This window comes from Amycolatopsis sp. NPDC114478 (genome assembly GCF_055633805.1).
Window position 1 is genome coordinate 269731 of record NZ_JBVKDO010000001.1, and the last position, 17096, is coordinate 286826.

Here is a 17096-nt window from a genome sequence, read left to right on the forward strand (position 1 = left end):
ACCCACGGCGATTGGACTTGCGGGTCCAAAAACGGCTCGGCACGCTGAAGTCATGGCACTCGACCAGTACTACCTCCTCGGCCGGTCCGGACTGCGCGTCAGCAGGCTCGCGCTCGGCACCATGAACTTCGGCACCGGCGGCTTCCACGCCGCCTACGGGAAGACCGAAGACGAGGCCCGCCCGATCTTCCGCAAGTACCTCGACGAGGGCGGCAACTTCGTCGACACGGCGGACTTCTACACCGCCGGCGAAAGCGAGACGATCCTCGGCCGCCTGATCGCCGAAGCGAACTTGCGCGACCGGGTGGTCCTGACCACCAAGTTCACCAACAGCGTCGACCCCGGCGACCCCAACGCGGGCGGCAACGGCCGCAAGCACCTGATCCGCGCGCTCGAGGCGTCGCTGCGCCGGCTGGGCACCGGCTACGTCGACTTGTTCCTGCTGCACACGTGGGATCGGCTCACGCCGGTGGAGGAGGTCGTGCGCACGCTCGACGACCTCGTCCGGGCGGGCAAGATCCGGTACGCGGGCCTGTCCGACGTGCCGGCGTGGTACGCGGCTCGCGCGCAGAGCGTCGCCGAGGCGAACTCGCTCAGCCCGATGATCAACCTGCAGCTGCCGTATTCGTTGGTGCAGCGCCAGATCGAGACCGAGCACATCCCGATGGGGCAGGAGCTCGGCCTCGGCGTCACGGCGTGGAGCCCGCTGGCGGGAGGCTTCCTGACGGGCAAGTACCGCGACGGCGGTTCGGGCCGCTTCTCGGATCCCTCTGAGCAACCCTGGACCGAGCGCGACTGGCAGCTGCTCAAGCCACTGGAAGAGGTGGCGGGCCAGCTGGGCGTGACGATGGCCCAGGTGGCGATCAACTGGGTGGCCACGCAGCCGGGCATGGCATCGGCGATCGTGGGCGCGAGCAGCGCGGGCCAGCTGGAAGCGAGCATGGCGGCGCTGGACTTCGAGATCCCGCCCGAGCTGCGCGCGATCTTGGACGAGGCGAGCGCGCTCCCGCCGGCGTCGGTGTACCGGATGTTCACGGCGCAGTACCAGAACTGGATCGTGACACCGGAAACGAAGGTGGGCGACAAGCCGGCGGGGTACGCGCCCGCGGTGCGAAACTGGTAGCTCCACTCTTTCGAGTGAAGATTTCTCGCTTTTTGTCGGCGACCGAGGACATGATGGAAATGCGGCCACCCGGACGGGTGGCCGCATTGCTCTGTCCGAGCGGGATCCTCTGCGGAGGCAGGGATCGACGGGTCGGCGAAGCTCTACAGTGGAGCGACCACGCCGCCGCTACCCGTTGAATTCGCAGCGTATTTATCCTGCTCAGACCCTGGACACACATTCCACGAACGGGTTCACCGACGAATAGCCCACCCGGTTGATGGGACCCCATCCGTCGCGAGTACGGTGCTCGCAACACCAAAGTGTGACCGCCTAAAGAGAGCCCACCCGCATCCACCCCAGCGGACCCGCGCGAGCAAAGATTTTACCTGATCCGCGCGGCGAAGGTGCGCGGCGAGCGGTCCCCGACCGATGTGAGGAGGAGTCCTTGATGCACGCTTTGCTGCCCCTGTGGTGGATCATCATGAGCGGCGCCGCCTGATCGGCGACCGCACGGCGCCCGGGCTTCGCGGTTCTCGCGGAGCCCGGCGAGCGTCAAGGCTGACCGCGCCGGCGGAGTTCGACCCCCTCGGCGAGCAGGACGTTCCGGGTCTGGTTGTACGACATGCCGTACGTAGTCGCGAGCTGGCGGATCGAGCGCCCGTCGAGGTAGGCGTTGACGAGGCCGGGCGGGGTCGGCGGCAGCGGGATGCGCGGCGGCCGCAACGTGACCCCGGCGTCGAGCAACGCCGTCCGGATCTTGCGGTAGCTGTACGGGTACCGCGCGACCAGCCCTTCGATCGTCTCCCCGGCCGCGTAGTGCTCCACCAGCTCCCGCACCACGTCGTCGGGCACGGGCTCGGCTCTGTGGTCCTCGCTCACGAGATCAACCGCCCCGCTGGTCCGGGTGAGCACACCCTGCGTACCCAGCGAACGGCATCGCGGCGGGCGCGTAAACCGCCGCGAGTGTGGTGCTCCGGTCGCTCCCTGCTCATGGCCGCTCCCCTCGCTGCCCTGGTGGAACGACCGCGGCCGGGAATGATGACGCGGGTCGGGGATTCTGTAACGGACGACACGACCCCCAGCTTCGGTGTTCCGGCCGGTAGACACCGAAGTCACAGGGGGTGAATCCTCCACTGTAGACAGTCACGCCCCGGATCATCGCCGCCGCGGCGCAAACCCCGATCCCGCCGAGTGGGATTCCCGGATCACCGCTCTTGCTGCAACGGCGGCGGAAGCATCGCCACTGTGTCGCGCTCGCCGTCGCGCGCGACCGGGATGGCCGGCTCTTCCGCGTCGAGCTCGGCGATCAACTCACCAAGCTCAGCCACCCGCATGCCACGCTCCCGGCCCCGGTAGAGCTCCGCCGCCTGCAGCCACAGCGCCCGCGCGTCCGCCCGGTTCTCGCGCTCGCGCAGGATCGCCGCCAGCGCCGACAACGCCCTGGCCTGCCCGGTCGCGTGGCCGGTGCGGTCGGCCAATTCGACGGCCCGGTACGCGTACCACAGCGCCGCCCGCGCGTTGCCCTGTTCGTGCCGCAGCCGGGCCAGGACCGTGTTCAGCTTCATCACCGACGGCAGGCTCAGGCTCGCCGACGTCAGCTCCGAGGCGCGCCGGCACTGGTCGTCGGCCTCGGTCAGCCGGCCCTGGTCGGTCAGCAGGGACGCCCACGCGGTGTGGATCTCCAGCCGCGTCGTCACGTCGGCGGTGTCGCGCAGGTCGGCCAGGGCCTCGGCGTACAGCTGCGCCGCCTCCGGCTCGAACCCGCCCGCCGCCACCAGCGCGTTCGCGAGCCGGTGCGCGGCGACCGCGCACAACGACGGCTCGCCCAGCTCGTAGGCCACCTCCAGGGCCAGCCGGCCCAGCACCGCGGCCTCCGTCGCGCGGCCGGACCGCAGGTGCCACCTGGCCAGGTTCAGCGTCGAAGCGATCCGGCCCAGCGGGAAGCCGTCCGCCTCCGCCAGCTCCAGCGCCCGCCGGAGGTGCTGTTCCGCCTGCTTCTCCTCCCCGCGGTGCATCAGGACGACGCCGAGGTCGTTCAGGTGCGACCCCAGCAGCTGCCGCAGCCGCGCCTGGTCGCCGCCGGCCTCGGCGAGCGCCGCTTCGACGCTGCCGACCGCGGTCGTCAGGCAGCTGATCGCGTCGGCGAAGTACCCCTTCGCCACGAACAGCTCCGCGAACAGCGCCGGGAGGTGGTAGGCGATTTCGTGCAGCCCGACCGCGGCGGCGCCGGTGACGACCTCGGCCAGCAGGCTCTTCTCCCGGATCACCCACTGCCGGGCCGCTGCCGCGCCGGCGAAACCGGCGCCCGCCCACGCCAGCGTCGTGGCCGGCAGCGGTGGCGGCGGTTTGTGCGGGAACACCAGGCGGTGCGCGTCGCGGGCCATCAGCAGGTAGAACTCGAACAGCCGGCGCCGCACCGCGTCGACGTCGTCCAGCTGCGCCGCGACCGAGGCGGCGTAGGCGTGCAGGAGGTCGTGGACGCGGTAGCGGTCGAGGTCGCCGGGGTGCTCGAGCAGGTGCGCCGCGACCAGGACGTCGAGCGAGCGGCGCACCGCCGGCAGCGGCCGCCCGTCCGCCGCCGCGATGGCTTCGGCCGTCACCTCGGCCCCGGGGTGCAGCCCGACCACGGCGAGCGCACGCCGCTCGTCCGGCGCCAAGGCCTGGTAGGACACGGTGAAGGCCGCGCGCAGGCTGCGTTGCGGCCAGTCGCCCTCGTGCCCGAGGTCCAGCAGCAAGTCGGCGTCGCGCAGGAGCCGGGCCAGCGTCGGCAAGACCATGCCCGTGCGCGCCAGCGCCCGGTCGGCCACCAGGGTCAGCGCGAGCGGGTTGCCCCGGCACAGCCGCACCAGTTCCGCGACGCCCCGGCGGTCGTCCCGCGCGCGCCGGCCGATCCGGCGCTCCAGCATCGACGTCGCGTCCGCGACGGCCAAGGGCTGCACGGTGACCACCGGCGGGGACACCGTCGCGGCCAGCGACGGCAGCCGCCACCGCGACACCACCAGCACCGTGCACGGGGCGAGCACGCCCAGCAGCGGGGCGACCTGCTCGCGGCTGCGGACGTTGTCGAGCACCACCGCCAGCGGACGCCGCCGCAGCAGCGCCTCGAGTTTCGCCGCCCGCGCAACGGGGTTCACCACCTGGTCGACCGGGAAGTCCAGCAGCGACAACAGCGTGTCGACGACCTCGCCGCCGTCCGCGGCCGTCGCCTGGCTGTCCCCGCGCAGGTCCAGCAGCACCACGCCGTGGCGGAACCGCCGCCGCGCCCGGTGCGCCCACCGCACCACCGCTGTCGACTTGCCGACGCCCGGGCCGCCGGTCACCACGGCCACGCCCGGGCGGGGCGCGCCGCTCGAGTCGGAGGTGAACGCGTCGAGCTCCGCGAGCAGTCCGTCGCGGCCCTCAAGCTCGTCGCAGTCCGGCGGGACGTGCCACACGGGCGAGCCTTCGGGTTCCGCCACGGCGGGGATTTTCACCACCTGGCGCGGGAAAGCTCCGCCGCCGGCGAGCACCTCCTCGTGCACCGCGCGCAGTTCGTCCGCGGCCCGCAGCTCGCCCGCTTCGAGGTACTGCCGGCGCATCGTCAGGTAGAACTCGGTCACCTCGCCGGGGCGCTCCGCCGCGGCCAGGGCGCGGATCCGCAGCTTCGCGAGGCTCAGCTCCAGCGGGTGGGCCTGTTCGAGCTCCATCAGCCTGCCGAGCGCGACGTCGGCCTGCCCGACGGCGAGCAGTTCGGCGACCAGCAACGCGTTCGCCGGGAGCCACTGGCTGCGCAGCCACTGCGCGCGCCAGTCCGCGGCCCGCCGCGTCCGCAAGTCGGAAAGCGGTTCGTCACGCCACAACCGCATCGCCGCCTGCGCTTCGACGTGGGCGCGGTGGTGGTCGCCCTGGTCCCGCAGCTGCCGCGCGGGCGCCAGCAGGCGGGCGAACGCGACGTGGTCCACCAGCCCGGGGTCGATCTCGACCACGCAGCCGGTCTTGCCGACGCCGACCCGCGCGTCGATCCCCTTCGCCTGCAACGCGTGCCGCAGGTGCGCGGCGTTCTGGTGCAGGGTCGCGAGCGCTCCGCGGGGCACGCTCTCGTCGTCGGCCCACACCCATTCGACGACGTCGTCGACGGAGAACCGGTGGTTCGGCCACGTCAGCAAAGCGGCGAGAACCTGCCTCGACCGGGGCTGGGCCCACTTCACATCCACTTTCCCGTGCAGCAGCAAAGCCGTTTGCCCGAGAATTCCGAACACCAATTCCACGCCGCCCCCCCTTCCCCCACGGTGCACGCCGTCCACCGCCCGCTCCTCCTCGATCACCTTCCCATTGATCGCACCGAAGAACCACGTCAGAGCACCGGCGAAAGCGCGTTGACGATCATTGTTGATCCATTGTCAAGCAGTGAAAGCACAGGCCGAAAGCCATTTCTCAACGGCGTCCCCGACATTCGTGACAACAACTGGACACGACTTCAGGAGGACCGCGATGGCCGAGAGCACCTGGGTACGCAGCCCCATCGGAGCCGCCGACGCGCACTTCGCGACCCGGCGCGGCACGAAATCCGTGCTGGTGCTCGTGCCGCACATCGTGGCCGGCACCCGGTTGCTGGACCTGCTGCCGCTGTTCGAAGCCGACCACCGGGTCCAGGTCGTGTTCACCGACCCCGAGGACGGCGACGGCTGGCCGGCCACGCACGACTTCCTCCGCGCGCACGGCGGCGCGGTGCTCCCCTGGGCCCAGGCGCGCCGCGCCGACGTCGACCTCGTGCTCGCCGGCAGCACCCGCGGTCTCGACGACCTGAGGGCGCCGGCCGTGCTGGTGCCGCACGGCGGCGGCTTCGGGCAGTACCGGCCGTGGCGGCCGCCGGCCACCACGCGGCCCCACCGGCCGCAGACGGGGCTCGGCGCCGACCAGCTGATGCGCGAAGGGCGCGTCCGCGCCGACGCGATCGTCCTGGTCCACGACCGCGAGCACGAGCTCCTCGCGGAGGTCTGCCCGGCGGCGCTGCCCGCGGCGGTCGTCGCCGGCGACATCGCGCTCGACCGCCTCACCGCCAGCCTGCCGTTCCGCGACCGGTACCGGCAGGCCCTCGGCGCCACCGCGGGGCAGGAGGTCGTCGTGGTCTCGACCACCTGGTCGCCGCAGTCGGCGTTCGGCCGCCACCCGGACCTGTTCGACCGCGTGCTGGCCCGGCTGCCCCGCGACCGCTACCACGTCGTCGGCGCGCTGCACCCGCAGATCTGGGCCCACCACGGGGCTTGGCAGGTCGGGACGTGGCTCGCCGACGCCGTCCGAGAAGGTTTGACACTCGTCCCGCCGGACGAGGGGTGGCGTGCGGCATTGGCTGCGGCCGACCACGTGCTCGGCGACTACGGCTCGGTGACGGGCTACGGCGCCGCGGCGGGCGCGGCGATCCTGCTCGCCGAAAGCCAGGATCGGCCGTTGCTGCCGGGGACGCCGAGCGAGGTTCTGGCCCGGCACGCTCCTCGGTGGCAGCCCGAGGAGCCGTTGCCGCCACAGCTGCGCGCGGCGGCCGAAGCGCGCGACGCCGTGGGGCTGCCGAGGATGGTGCGGGAGCTGCTCACGTCCCGGCCCGGGCGGGCGGGGCACATCCTGCGCCGGACTTGCTACCGGTTGCTGGGGCTGCCGGAGCCGGCCCGCGCGGTGCCGGTTTCGCCGGTGCCGCTGCCGAAGCCGGTGCCGGCATGAGCCTCACGCGCTGGTGCTGCAGTTGGGGAGGGCGGCGCAGCACGGTGGTTACCGGCGCGCGGATCGGCCGGGTCTCGCTCGCCGAGGCCCGCCCGCGCCACGCCGACAGGGAACACTGTTGCGGCACAGCGGTCGCCGGTACGCGCGGCACACTGGTGACCGGCAGGCTTTCGCTCGCCGACGCGGTCCTCACCGAAGCCCGCCCCTCCCGAGTCGCGCTGGCCGCCCTCTTCGACGAGCTGCCCGGGCTGACGGTGGCCGCCGTCCCGATCGGCGCGTCCTACCTGCTTCTCCGCGACCGCACCGGCGACACCACGCTCGTCCGCTCCGGCGACGGCGAACTCGCCGCGGCCGCCACCTGTCTCTGGCTGAGCACCGGACGGCGATTAGCCGCCCTCGCCGCCATCCGCCGCCTCGAGCGCCGCCCGGGCACGGTCCAGCGATGCTCCGCCGACGTCGGCCAGCAGCTCGACCGCCGCGGTGAGGTAGGCGCGGGCTTGGTCATCGGTCTCGGTGACTTCGGCCAGCGCCAGCAGCACCTCCGCCTCGTACACCGCTGATCCCGACCGGCGCAGCACCGACCGCGCCCGCTCCAGCCGGCGGACCGCCGCCTCGGGCCGCCCGGATCGCGCGTCGATCCGGGCGAGCCCGAGCGCCACCCGGGCCGCGCCCTTGTCGTCGCCGAGCTCCTCGAACAGCCGCGATGCCATTTCCAGGTGCCGCGCCGCGCCGGCCTCGCGACCGGCCTGCAGCAACGCCTCGCCGATCCGGCGGTGCCGCGCCGCCACGCCGCGTTCGATGCCCAGCTCCTCCTCGATGCGCAGGCTGTCGGCGAACAGCACCACCGCCGCGTCGACGTCCCCGCGGCCCTGCGCCACCATTCCCAGCTGTTCCAGCGCCGCGGACTCGTTCCGCCGGTCCCGCGCCTCGCGCGCGAGATCTGCCGCCCACCGCGTCTCGCGCTCGGCCGGTTCCAGCTGCCCGAGGTCCAAGTGGGCACGCCCGAGCTGGCACCGCAGCCGTGATTCGGCCACCCGGTCGCGGCAACGCTGGGCCGCGGTGATGCCCAGCTCGTGCGAGCGCAGCCACTCCGGATAGTGCTTGCGGTACAGCAGCAGCTCCCACAACGCTTCGCAGAGCTGCCACGCGACCTCGTCGTGCCGGTCGGCCACCGCTTCCTCCAGCAGCGGCAGCACGTTCGGCAGCTCGCCGGCCAGCCAGTCCAGGGCCGCGCCGTCGTCGGCGAAGGGCGCCGGCTCGGCCCGCACCTCCTCGGCGACCGGGCTCACGCGCCAGCGCGACGGGATCACGACCAGGTTCGCCCGCGTCAGCTCCCGCACGTACCACCGGGCGGCGCGGGGCACCGCTTCGAACCGGTCTTCGTCCCGCTGGGCGCGCGCGTGCAGCCGGACCAGGTCGTGGAAGCGGTAGCGGTCGAGGTCGGCCTCCTCGAGCAGGCTCGCGTCGACCAGCACTTCCAGCGCGTCGCCGACGTCGTGCTCCCGCAGGCCGGTGACCGCGGCCGCCAGCTCCGCGGTGAACTCCGGCACCGGGACCTCCGCCGTCAACCGGTACAGCACCGCCGCGTGCTCCGGCAGCTCGCGGTAGGACCAGTCGAACGCCGCCGTCGCCGAATCCTCCGCGCCCGCCAGCCGGGACAGCGTGGCGAGCCGCGAACGCTCGTCGCGCAGCTGCGCCACCACCCGCGACACCGGCCAGCGCGGCCGGGCGGCCAGCCGGGCCGCCGCCACCCGCAACGTGATCGGGAACCGGCCGCACAGGTCTGCCAGCTCCGCCACCGCAGTGGGCTCCGCGTCGGCGCGGCTCGGCCCGACCGTCCGGGTGAGCAACGCGATCGCGTCTTCGCGCGGCAGCGGGGCCACGTCCACGAACCGGGCGCCGTCGGCGAGCAGCCCGTCCAGGCGCAGCCGGCTCGTCACCACCACCGCGCATCCGGCCGACGCCGGGATCAGCGAACGCACCTGGGCGGTCGACACGGCGTTGTCCAGCACCACCAGCAACCGGCGCTCGGCGGTCACCGTCCGGTAGAGCCCGACCTGCTCGGCCAGCCCGGCCGGCACCCGTTCCGGCGCGACGCCCAGCGCGCGCAGGAAGACGCCGAGCACCTCTTCCGGGGCCACCGCGGTGTCCGGGGAGAAGCCGCGCAGGTCGGTGTAGAGCTGCCCGTCGGGGTAGCGGTGGGCGTGGCCGGACGCCCAGGTCACGGCCAGCGCGGTCTTCCCCACCCCGCCCGGCCCGACCACGACGACCACCTGCGCGCGAGAACCGCCGCCGGAGTCCGTGAGGGCGTCGAGGTTCGAGAGTTCGTCGACGCGGCTGACGAAGTGCGCCGGTGGAGGGGGCAGCTGGCGAGGGCTGCCCGGCACTGCGGCGGGCTCCGGGTCATCAGCCTCGCGCCGACTCTGCCCCACCGCAGCGGCGCGCTCCGGGTCGCCAGCCTCGCGCCAGCCAGGCCCCACCGCGGCGGCGGCCTCCGGGTCACCGGCCTCGCGCCGGCCCTGCCCCACCGCGCCGCCGCGCTCCGGGTCGGCAGCACCGCGCCGACCCCACCTCTCGGCACCCGGCACCGCGCCGGTGGGCTCCGGGTCGACCGCACCGTGCTGGGACGGTACGCCCGGCAACCGCGCCGTCCCCGGCGAGCGGGCGGCGTCGTGGCCGTCCGCCCCCGTCGCCGCCCCGCGCCCACCCTCGCTGACGCCGTTCACCCGAACACCCCCCGACGTACCCGGAACTTCCCTGTCTACAGGGTGCGCACGGAAAAGTCAGTGGGCCGGTACGTGAATTGCCCGACAGCGCGGATCTCAGACGGCCGTGCCGGAGACCACCTCGCCGCCCTGGATGATGTGGCGGAAGTGCTTCGGCTCGGCCAAAACGCCGATGTCCGCCAGGGGATCTCCGTCCACCACCAGCAGGTCCGCGTGCGCGCCCACGGCCAAGGTCCCGATTTCACCCGTCAGGTTCAGCAGGTCGGCCGCTGTCGACGTCGCCGAACGGATGACCTCCAACGGTGGCTGGACTTCGCCGCGCAGGCGGAACTCGTGGTTCTGGTGGCGGTGCATGCCGCCCAGGAGGTCCGTTCCGTAGACCAGCTTCACGCCGCCGCGGGCCGCTCGATCCAGGGCCGCCAGGCCCGCGCCCAGGACCTCGTCGACCTTGCGCCAGCTCGCTTCCGGGAGGCCGTGCTCGCGGCCCTCCTCCTTCAACGCCCAGTACGTCACCAGCGTCGGGACCAGGTAAGCGTCCTGGGAGAGGAACAGCGAAACACTCCGGTCGTCCAGCAGGTTGCCGTGCTCGATCGACCGGACGCCCAGTTCCAGCGCGCGGTTGACCGCCCGGGCGGTGTACGCGTGCGCCGCCACGTACCGGTTGGTCGCCGACGCCTCCTCGACGATCGCGCCCAGCTCTTCCGCCGAGTACTGCGTCGAGTCGATGCGGTCGGTCGGGGACGCGACGCCGCCCGAGGCCATCACCTTGATGTGGTGGGCGCCCTTGCGCAGCTCGTCGCGGGCGGCCGCGCGGACCGCGTCGACGCCGTCGGCCACCCGGCCCAGCCCCGCGCAGCACGGGTGGTCGTCCTTGACGTGCGTGCCGCGGGTGCGGCTGTCGCCGTGGCCACCCGTCTGGCTCAGCGCGCGCCCGCAGAACAGCAGCCGCGGACCGCGGAACAGCCCGTCCGCCTGGGCGTCGGCCAGCCCGTAGTCGGCGCCCGAGGCGTCGCGGACCGTGGTGAACCCGCGGTCGAGCATCCGGCTCATCGTCCGCGCGGCCTGAGCGGCCACATAGGACGGTGACGACGACGAAAGCAAGCCCAGGTCGGCCGTCGACGCCGTGACGTGCACGTGCGCGTCGACCAGCCCGGGCAGCACGACCGCGCCGCGGACGTCCATCGAAGGCACGTCGGCCGCGGCGAGACCCGGCCCCACCTCGACGATGCGGCCGTCAGCGCACCGGAGGTCACCTTCGGTGTATTCGCCGGACAGCGGGTCGAGCAGCCGGGCGTTGCGCAGCAGCAGGGATCCGGTCACCGGTTCTCCTTCTCCAGGTCGAGCAGGGCGGACACGGCCAGCGGCGCGAGCGATTCGGCCACCACCACCGCATCGTCGTCGTAGCTGCCTTCCGCGTCGAGGATGTTGAGCACCCCGAGCGTCCGGCCGTCGGCGATCACCGGCACGTTGATGATCGAGCCGCAGCCGAGGCCTTCGATCAGGTCGTGGTCGGCGAAGATCTCGCGCACCGCCGCGCGGTCCGGCCCGAAGTACGGCTTCTGCGCGGCGATGCACTTCTCCAGCCAGCCCGCGGCGACCTCGACCGTCTTCTCCCCGCCCACCGGGTACTCCGCGGGGTGGCTGCTGTGCACGCGGCGCAGCGCGTTGCGCTCGGGAACCCACGCGAGCACGGTGAACAGCCGCACGCCGATCGCGTCGCGCACCCGTTCCTCCACAGTGGACAGACTCACTTCGTCATCTCCTTCGCGACGGCCTTCGGCGCGCCGTGTTCGGTCAGTTCTTCCAGGGACCGGCCCGCGGTGGACAGGCCGAAGACGAGCACGCAGAGCACCCCGGCCGCCAGCACCGCCGTCGTCATGCCGAAGACGCCGGCGAACCCGAGGCTCGCCGAGGACAGGCCGATGATCGTCGGCGCGAGGATGCTGCCGACCCGGCCGAACGCGCTGGACAGGCCGGTGCCGCTGGCGCGGATCCAGGTCGGGAAGACCTCGGGCGTGTAGGAGTACACCCCGGCGTAGGTGCCGTTGAGGAAGAACGACAGCACCGCCCCGGCGAGCGTGATCGACCACGGCGCGCTCGTCTGGCTCAGCCAGAACGCGCTCACGGCGGAGCCCGCGAGGTACAGCGCGATGGTCTGCTTGCGGTCGAGCCGTTCGGACAGCCACGCGGCGGAGAAGTACCCGGGCACCTGGGCCAGGTAGATGATGATCGAGAACTCGAAGCTCTTGGTGACCGTGATGCCGCGTTCGACGAGCAGCGTCGGGATCCACGAGAAGAAGCCGTAGTAGGAGAACGTGATCACGAACCAGACGACCCAGATCACCGCCGTCCGGCGCCGCATCGCGGGGCTCCACAGGAACTTCAGCGCGCTGAAGAGGTTGACCTTCGGCGTCTCGGTGGCCGGCTGGGCGTCGGCGGGCGGCACCGGCGGGAGCGCCGCGCGGGTGGCCTTCTCGACGTCCCGTTCCATCTTGGCGACGACGGTTTCGGCTTCGGTGACCCGTCCCTGCGCGAGCAGGAACCGCGGCGACTCGGGCAGCGACCGCCGCCACCACAGCAGCATCACGATCGGCAGCGCCGTGACCAGCTGCGCGACCCGCCAGCCCTCGTCGAACGACGGCACGACGAACCGCCCGATCAGCGCGGCCGCGACGAACCCAAAGGAGAAGAACCCGGCGAGCGCGCCGACGAACCAGCCGCGGCGCTTGGCCGGCACGAACTCGGACAGGAACGGCGCGATGATCGCGCTTTCGGCGCCGGCGCCCGCCCCCGCGAGCACCCGGGCGCCGAGGAACACCTCGTAGTTGGGCGAGAAGGACGCGATGACCGAGAACAGCGCGTAGAACGCCAGCGCGTACATCATGACCTTCTTGCGGCCGATGCGGTCGCCGAGCAGGCCGGCGGCGATCGCGCCGAAGAGGAAGCCGAACGGCGTCGCGGAGCCGATCAGGCCGAGCTGGCCGTTGTCGAGTCCCCACGCCGCCTTGGCACTGGGCAGCAGGAAGGCGACGACCGCCGAGTCCATGCCGTCGAAGGTGTAGCCGAGCCCGCCGATGAGCAGCAGTTTGTAGTGGGGCCGGCTGAGCGGCAGCCGATCCAGTCGTGCCAGCAGGGTCATGGGGGAACGCCTTCCGTGTCCGGGCGCCGGGGAGTGCGGACAACGTATACTGCGTTTTCGCAGTTTTGCAATGTTCATTGCACGTCGACACCCCTGCGTTACGGTTCACCCGACCCCGAGGGAGGGACGAGTGGCGGAGACCGACGACGGTTTCGAGGCGTGGCTGCGGGACCGGCTGCCCGAGCGCGGGCTGCGGCCGAAGTCGGCCGCGGTGCTGGAGGTCCTCGTCTCCCAGCCGAGGCGGGCGTCCTTCGGCTCGACGGCCGAGCTGGCGCAGCTCGCCGGCGTCAACGTCGCGACCGTGACGCGCACGGCGCAGGCGCTCGGCTTCGCCGGCTGGCCGGCGTTGCAGCAGGAGCTGCGGGCCCGGTACATGTCGTCGCTGAGCGCGCCGCAGGTCGCCGAGGAGCACCGCGGCGTCGACTCGCCGGGCTCGGCGTCGCTGCGCCGCGACCTCGACAGCCTGGCGCTGCTGAACCGGCGGTTCGACGAAGAGGTGATCCGCGAGGTCGCCCGCGCGATCGCGGCAGCCCGCCGGACGCTGGTGATCGCCGACGGCAGCTACGCGGCGGTCGGCATCGCCTTCGCGCACAACGCGCGTCTCGCCGGCTACGACGTCCACGCGGTGACGGCGGGCGACGCGGAACTCGCCAACCAGACGGCGAAACTGACGTCCGACGACGTCCTGGTGGCGATCAGCTTCTGGCGCTTGTACGAGAGCACGGTCCTGGCGGCGAACGAGGCGAAGAGCCGCGGCGCGCGCGTGTTCGCCGTGACGGACGCGGCCAGCCCGGCCCTGGCGGGCGCGGTCGAGCAGGTGCTGATGGTGCCTGCCGAGGGCGTGACGTTCTTCCCGTCGCTCACGGCGGGCATGGCGCTGGTCCAGGCGATCGTCGCCCAGCTCGCGGCGGTGGACCCGGCGCGGACGAGCGAGTCGATCGAGGCCGCGGAGGCGATGTGGTCGCGGTTCGACCTGCTGCACCGCCGCCCGTCCGCCAAGTCCGTGTGACCTGGGTCACTCAGCGACGGTTTTCCGCTCCCCCGGTGGTCTCGATCCGGTCCGCATCGACCACCTCGGGAGAGCCCATGTCCACTCCATCCACCGCTGTCGTCACCGGGGCCGGCCGCGGCTTCGGGCGCGCCATCGCCGCCGCGCTCGTCGCCGACGGCCGCACCGTCGTCGGCGTCGCGCGCACCTCGAGCCAGCTCGACGCCGTGCGCGACGAGCTCGGCGCGCGGTTCGTCCCCGTCGCCGCCGACGCGACCGACGACGCCCTCGCCGTGAGCGTCCTGCGCGAGCACCGGCCGGGCCTGCTCGTCCTCAACGCGGGCGCCGTGCCGCACATGGCGCCCGTGCACGAACAGACCTGGGACACCTTCAGCCGCAACTGGCACGTCGACACCCGGCACGTCTTCGCCTGGACGCGCGCCGCACTCCGGGAGCCGCTCGAAAAGGGCAGCGTCGTCGTCTCGATGTCGAGCGGGGCCGCCCTCGGCGGGTCGCCGCTCAGCGGTGGGTACGCGAGCGCGAAGGCCGCGATCCGGTACCTGCGCGCGTACGGCGCCGAGGAGTCGGAACGCGCCGGGCTCGGCCTCCGGTTCGCCACGATCCTGCCGCAGCTGACGCCGACCACGGGCCTCGGCACGGTGGGCGTCGAGGGCTACGCCGCGCGCTCCGGCGTCGACCGCGACGCGTTCGTCGCGAAGATGGAGTCGGTCCTGACGCCCGAGCAGGTCGCCAAGGCCGTCCTCGAGGTCATCGACGGCGACGCCGCGGAGTACCAGGTCAGCGGCAGCGGCCTGCGTACGCTCTGACTGCCATGACCGACTTCGCCGCGCGCACCGAGCAGTTCCGGCCCGAGCTGCTCGCGCACTGCTACCGCCTGCTCGGCTCGATCCACGACGCCGAGGACCTCGTGCAGGAGACGTACCTGCGGGCGTGGCGCGCGTTCGGCGGGTTCGAGGGCCGCTCGTCGGTGCGGCGCTGGCTGTACAAGATCGCCACGACGGCGTGCCTGACGGCGCTGGAAACCCGGGCCCGGCGGCCGCTGCCGTCGGGGCTGGGCGCGCCGGCCGACGACCACCGGGTCGCGGTGGCGGCCGCGGACCCGGCGGTGCCGTGGCTGCAGCCGATCCCCGACGCGCTCCTCGACCCGGCGGCGGTCGTGGCCGGGCGCGCCGGGGTGCGGCTGGCGTTCGTCGCCGCGCTGCAGCTGCTGCCCGCCCGGCAGCGGGCGGTGCTGACCCTGCGGGACGTGCTGGCGTTCGGCACCGCCGAGGTCGCCGAGATGCTCGGCACGACCCCGGCGGCGGTCGACAGCGCGCTGCGCCGGGCCCGCGGCCGGCTCGCCGAGGCGGGCCCGGTGCAGGAGGACCTGGCCGAGCCGGCCGGGCGAGGCCGGTTGCTCGACAGCTACGTGGAGGCGTTCGTCCGGGCCGACGCGGGAGCGCTGGTGACGTTGCTGCGCGCGGACGTCGAGCTGGAGATGCCGCCGATCCCGACGTGGTTCACCGGCCGGGACGCGGTGGCCGGGTTCTTGAGCCACCGCGTGCTGCGGCCCGGGGCTTGGCGCTTGGTGCCGACGCGCGCGAACGGCCAGCCGGCGCTGCTGGAGTACGAGAAGGCGGCCGACGGCCGGTTCGCCGCGCACGGGGTGCAGGTGCTGACGGTGGTCGGCGAGCGGATCGCGCGGATCACGGCGTTCAACGACGCCACGCTGGTCCCGGTGTTCGGCCCGGCCCCGACGCTCACCGGAGAGCCCGGGCGGCCATGATCCGGCGGGTCCCGGCCGGCGGCGATTCCGGCCGGGACGCCGTACCTAGGAGCGGCCGCTGTCGGGCGTGCTCATCCTCTTCGTGAAGCGGGCCGCGACGTCGCGCAGCTTCGTGTTCGTGTGCTGCGACTCGACGATCAGGCGCTGCATCGCCGCGTCCTCGCTCGCCCGGTGGATGAGCATCAGCATGCCCTTGGCCTGCTCGATCACCGCCCGCGTCTCCATCGCGTTGCGGAGCTCGTCGGCGAGCCGGCGGGCCTCCCGGTAGCGGCGGGTCAGCCGCAGGACCGTCTCCACGCACAACGTGAACAGCCGCAGCACCTTCGTGTCGAACTCGTGGTAGCCGTGCGCGCCGAAGCCGAACAGCGTGATCGCGCCGACGAGCGTGTCGTCGACGCGCAGCGGGACGGCCAGGTAGCTGCCCACTCCGAGCTCCTTGGCCGCGAGGACGAACTCGGGCCACCGGTCGCCGGTGTCGCCGACGGCGACCCGCACGACCTCGCCCGTGAGCGCCGCGAACAGCCCGGGCCCGTCGCCCGCCGCGTACTGAACGTCGTCGATGCGCCGGGCTCGCTCGTCGGTGAAGGCCGCGGTCTGCGTCACGCCGTCGCGGACCACGACGATGCTCGCCAAGTCCGCGTCGGGCACCACCCGGACCGCTTCGCCGCACACCGCGTCCAGCAAGCCTGGCGTGTCCGAGACCGATTCGAGGACCCCGACGAGATCGGCCAGGACGGCGTTCAGCTCGTCGACCCGCTCCGCCATGGCGTCGCCAGTGGTCGGCAAGATCCACCCCTTCCCATGCGTCAAGCGGCGAGCAATGGGAAAGAGCTCGCCAGCAGCGTCAACCGAGACCACCGCTGGCGTTTCAACGGGTCCGGGAGAACTCTACCGGCCGCGCGCGTGCGGTTCGGCGAGGGCCGCGCCGCGCAGCCCGGGAGAATCACGGACGCGACGGGTGGCGGCCGGAGTTCCCCCGGTTGGCGGACACGACCTCGCGCGAGCCGGCCGACTCGCTGCGCGCGCGACGCGGGGTCGGCGGGGCCGGCCCGCCTGCCGGGTGCCGGCCGCGCGGCGGGCGAACCGCACCGGCGCCCGCGCGAGCCGGCCGACTCGCTGCGCACGCGCGAAGCAGGCCCGGCGAGGCTGCCTAGCCGGCCGGGTGCCGGGCGGCGCGGCGAGTGAACCGCACCGGCGCCCGCGCGAGCCCGCCGACTTACTGCGCGCGACCCGGGCGCGACGAGGCCGCCCCGCAGACGAGCCACCCGGTGCCGGTGGCGGGGCGGGCGAACCGCACCGGCGCGGGTTTGTCGCCCCTTCCGCCGGGTACGCGTCCGGCACAGGGGGCAGGTGAGGAGGCCGTCATGGCCGAACAGGAGAACCACCACGGCTGGGCACCGGACGTCTCGGGCGATGACCCGACGGCGGCCGTGGCCGGCGACAAGGCCCGGGAGGCGAGCGGTTCACGCGGTTCCGGAGTCGCGTCCGAGGGGACGACGTCCCCGACCGACATGGCTCCGGACTCGAGCGACAGCGGCCGCCGCGGGGCCGAGGAGATCGCGGCCGACGAAGGCCGTGAAGCCGAGGGCCACAAGGGCGCGTCGCAGCGTCCCTACGGCTCAGCGGACTGACGGCCCGGCTGAGCAGCCCCCGGTTTC

At 73.2% G+C, this 17096-nt stretch carries 13 protein-coding genes; 6 read left to right on the top strand and 7 right to left on the bottom strand.

Annotation, left to right across the window (positions count from 1 at the left end; all coding sequences use genetic code 11):
• Positions 1-52: 52 nt before the first annotated feature.
• On the top strand, positions 53-1123 hold the full coding sequence (locus tag ACZ7OH_RS01315; protein WP_470279043.1) for an aldo/keto reductase: 1071 nt from the start codon (positions 53-55) through the stop codon (positions 1121-1123).
• A 534-nt stretch (positions 1124-1657) separates the two neighbouring features.
• Here ACZ7OH_RS01315 and ACZ7OH_RS01320 read toward each other — a convergent pair.
• The gene (locus ACZ7OH_RS01320) at positions 1658-1984 is read right to left on the bottom strand and encodes a helix-turn-helix domain-containing protein (RefSeq protein WP_470279044.1); all 327 of its coding nucleotides are present in this window, start codon (positions 1982-1984) and stop codon (positions 1658-1660) included.
• Between the two features lie 326 nt (positions 1985-2310).
• Positions 2311-5352, bottom strand: coding sequence for an AfsR/SARP family transcriptional regulator (locus tag ACZ7OH_RS01325; RefSeq protein WP_470279045.1), 3042 nt, complete (start codon positions 5350-5352; stop codon positions 2311-2313).
• 223 nt (positions 5353-5575) lie between these two features.
• Between ACZ7OH_RS01325 and ACZ7OH_RS01330 the strand changes: the two genes are divergently transcribed.
• Positions 5576-6799: a hypothetical protein gene (locus ACZ7OH_RS01330; protein ID WP_470279046.1), complete on the top strand. Its 1224-nt coding sequence runs from the start codon at positions 5576-5578 to the stop codon at positions 6797-6799.
• Positions 6800-7185: 386 nt separating this feature from the next.
• On the opposite strand, the gene ACZ7OH_RS01335 is transcribed toward ACZ7OH_RS01330, so the two are convergent.
• The 4 genes from ACZ7OH_RS01335 to ACZ7OH_RS01350 all read right to left on the bottom strand — a co-directional run bounded on the left by ACZ7OH_RS01335 (position 7186) and on the right by ACZ7OH_RS01350 (position 12664).
• Entirely contained in the window at positions 7186-9525 is a 2340-nt protein-coding gene (locus tag ACZ7OH_RS01335; RefSeq protein WP_470279047.1) for an ATP-binding protein, read from the bottom strand.
• Between the two features lie 96 nt (positions 9526-9621).
• A complete protein-coding gene (locus ACZ7OH_RS01340; protein ID WP_470279048.1) occupies positions 9622-10845 on the bottom strand; it encodes a metal-dependent hydrolase family protein in 1224 nt (407 codons plus the stop codon).
• Positions 10842-11276, bottom strand: a complete 435-nt coding sequence (locus ACZ7OH_RS01345; protein WP_470279049.1) for a GAF domain-containing protein — start codon at positions 11274-11276, stop codon at positions 10842-10844. Before ACZ7OH_RS01345 ends, ACZ7OH_RS01340 begins: the two co-directional genes overlap by 4 nt.
• Positions 11273-12664, bottom strand: a complete 1392-nt coding sequence (locus tag ACZ7OH_RS01350; protein ID WP_470279050.1) for an MFS transporter — start codon at positions 12662-12664, stop codon at positions 11273-11275. Before ACZ7OH_RS01350 ends, ACZ7OH_RS01345 begins: the two co-directional genes overlap by 4 nt.
• 130 nt (positions 12665-12794) lie before the next feature.
• Between ACZ7OH_RS01350 and ACZ7OH_RS01355 the strand changes: the two genes are divergently transcribed.
• The 3 genes from ACZ7OH_RS01355 to ACZ7OH_RS01365 all read left to right on the top strand — a co-directional run bounded on the left by ACZ7OH_RS01355 (position 12795) and on the right by ACZ7OH_RS01365 (position 15438).
• The gene (locus ACZ7OH_RS01355) at positions 12795-13673 is read left to right on the top strand and encodes a MurR/RpiR family transcriptional regulator (RefSeq protein WP_470279051.1); all 879 of its coding nucleotides are present in this window, start codon (positions 12795-12797) and stop codon (positions 13671-13673) included.
• 77 nt (positions 13674-13750) lie between these two features.
• Entirely contained in the window at positions 13751-14479 is a 729-nt protein-coding gene (locus ACZ7OH_RS01360) for an SDR family oxidoreductase (RefSeq protein WP_470279052.1), read from the top strand.
• A gap of 5 nt (positions 14480-14484) precedes the next feature.
• Complete coding sequence (locus ACZ7OH_RS01365; RefSeq protein ID WP_470279053.1) at positions 14485-15438, top strand: RNA polymerase subunit sigma-70; 954 nt, start codon at positions 14485-14487, stop codon at positions 15436-15438.
• Positions 15439-15483: 45 nt separating this feature from the next.
• On the opposite strand, the gene ACZ7OH_RS01370 is transcribed toward ACZ7OH_RS01365, so the two are convergent.
• A complete protein-coding gene (locus ACZ7OH_RS01370; RefSeq protein WP_470279557.1) occupies positions 15484-16203 on the bottom strand; it encodes an ANTAR domain-containing response regulator in 720 nt (239 codons plus the stop codon).
• A 599-nt stretch (positions 16204-16802) separates the two neighbouring features.
• Between ACZ7OH_RS01370 and ACZ7OH_RS01375 the strand changes: the two genes are divergently transcribed.
• Positions 16803-17069 carry a hypothetical protein gene (locus ACZ7OH_RS01375; RefSeq protein WP_470279054.1) on the top strand — a complete coding sequence of 89 codons (267 nt, stop codon included), beginning with the start codon at positions 16803-16805 and terminating at the stop codon, positions 17067-17069.
• Positions 17070-17096 lie beyond the last annotated feature (27 nt).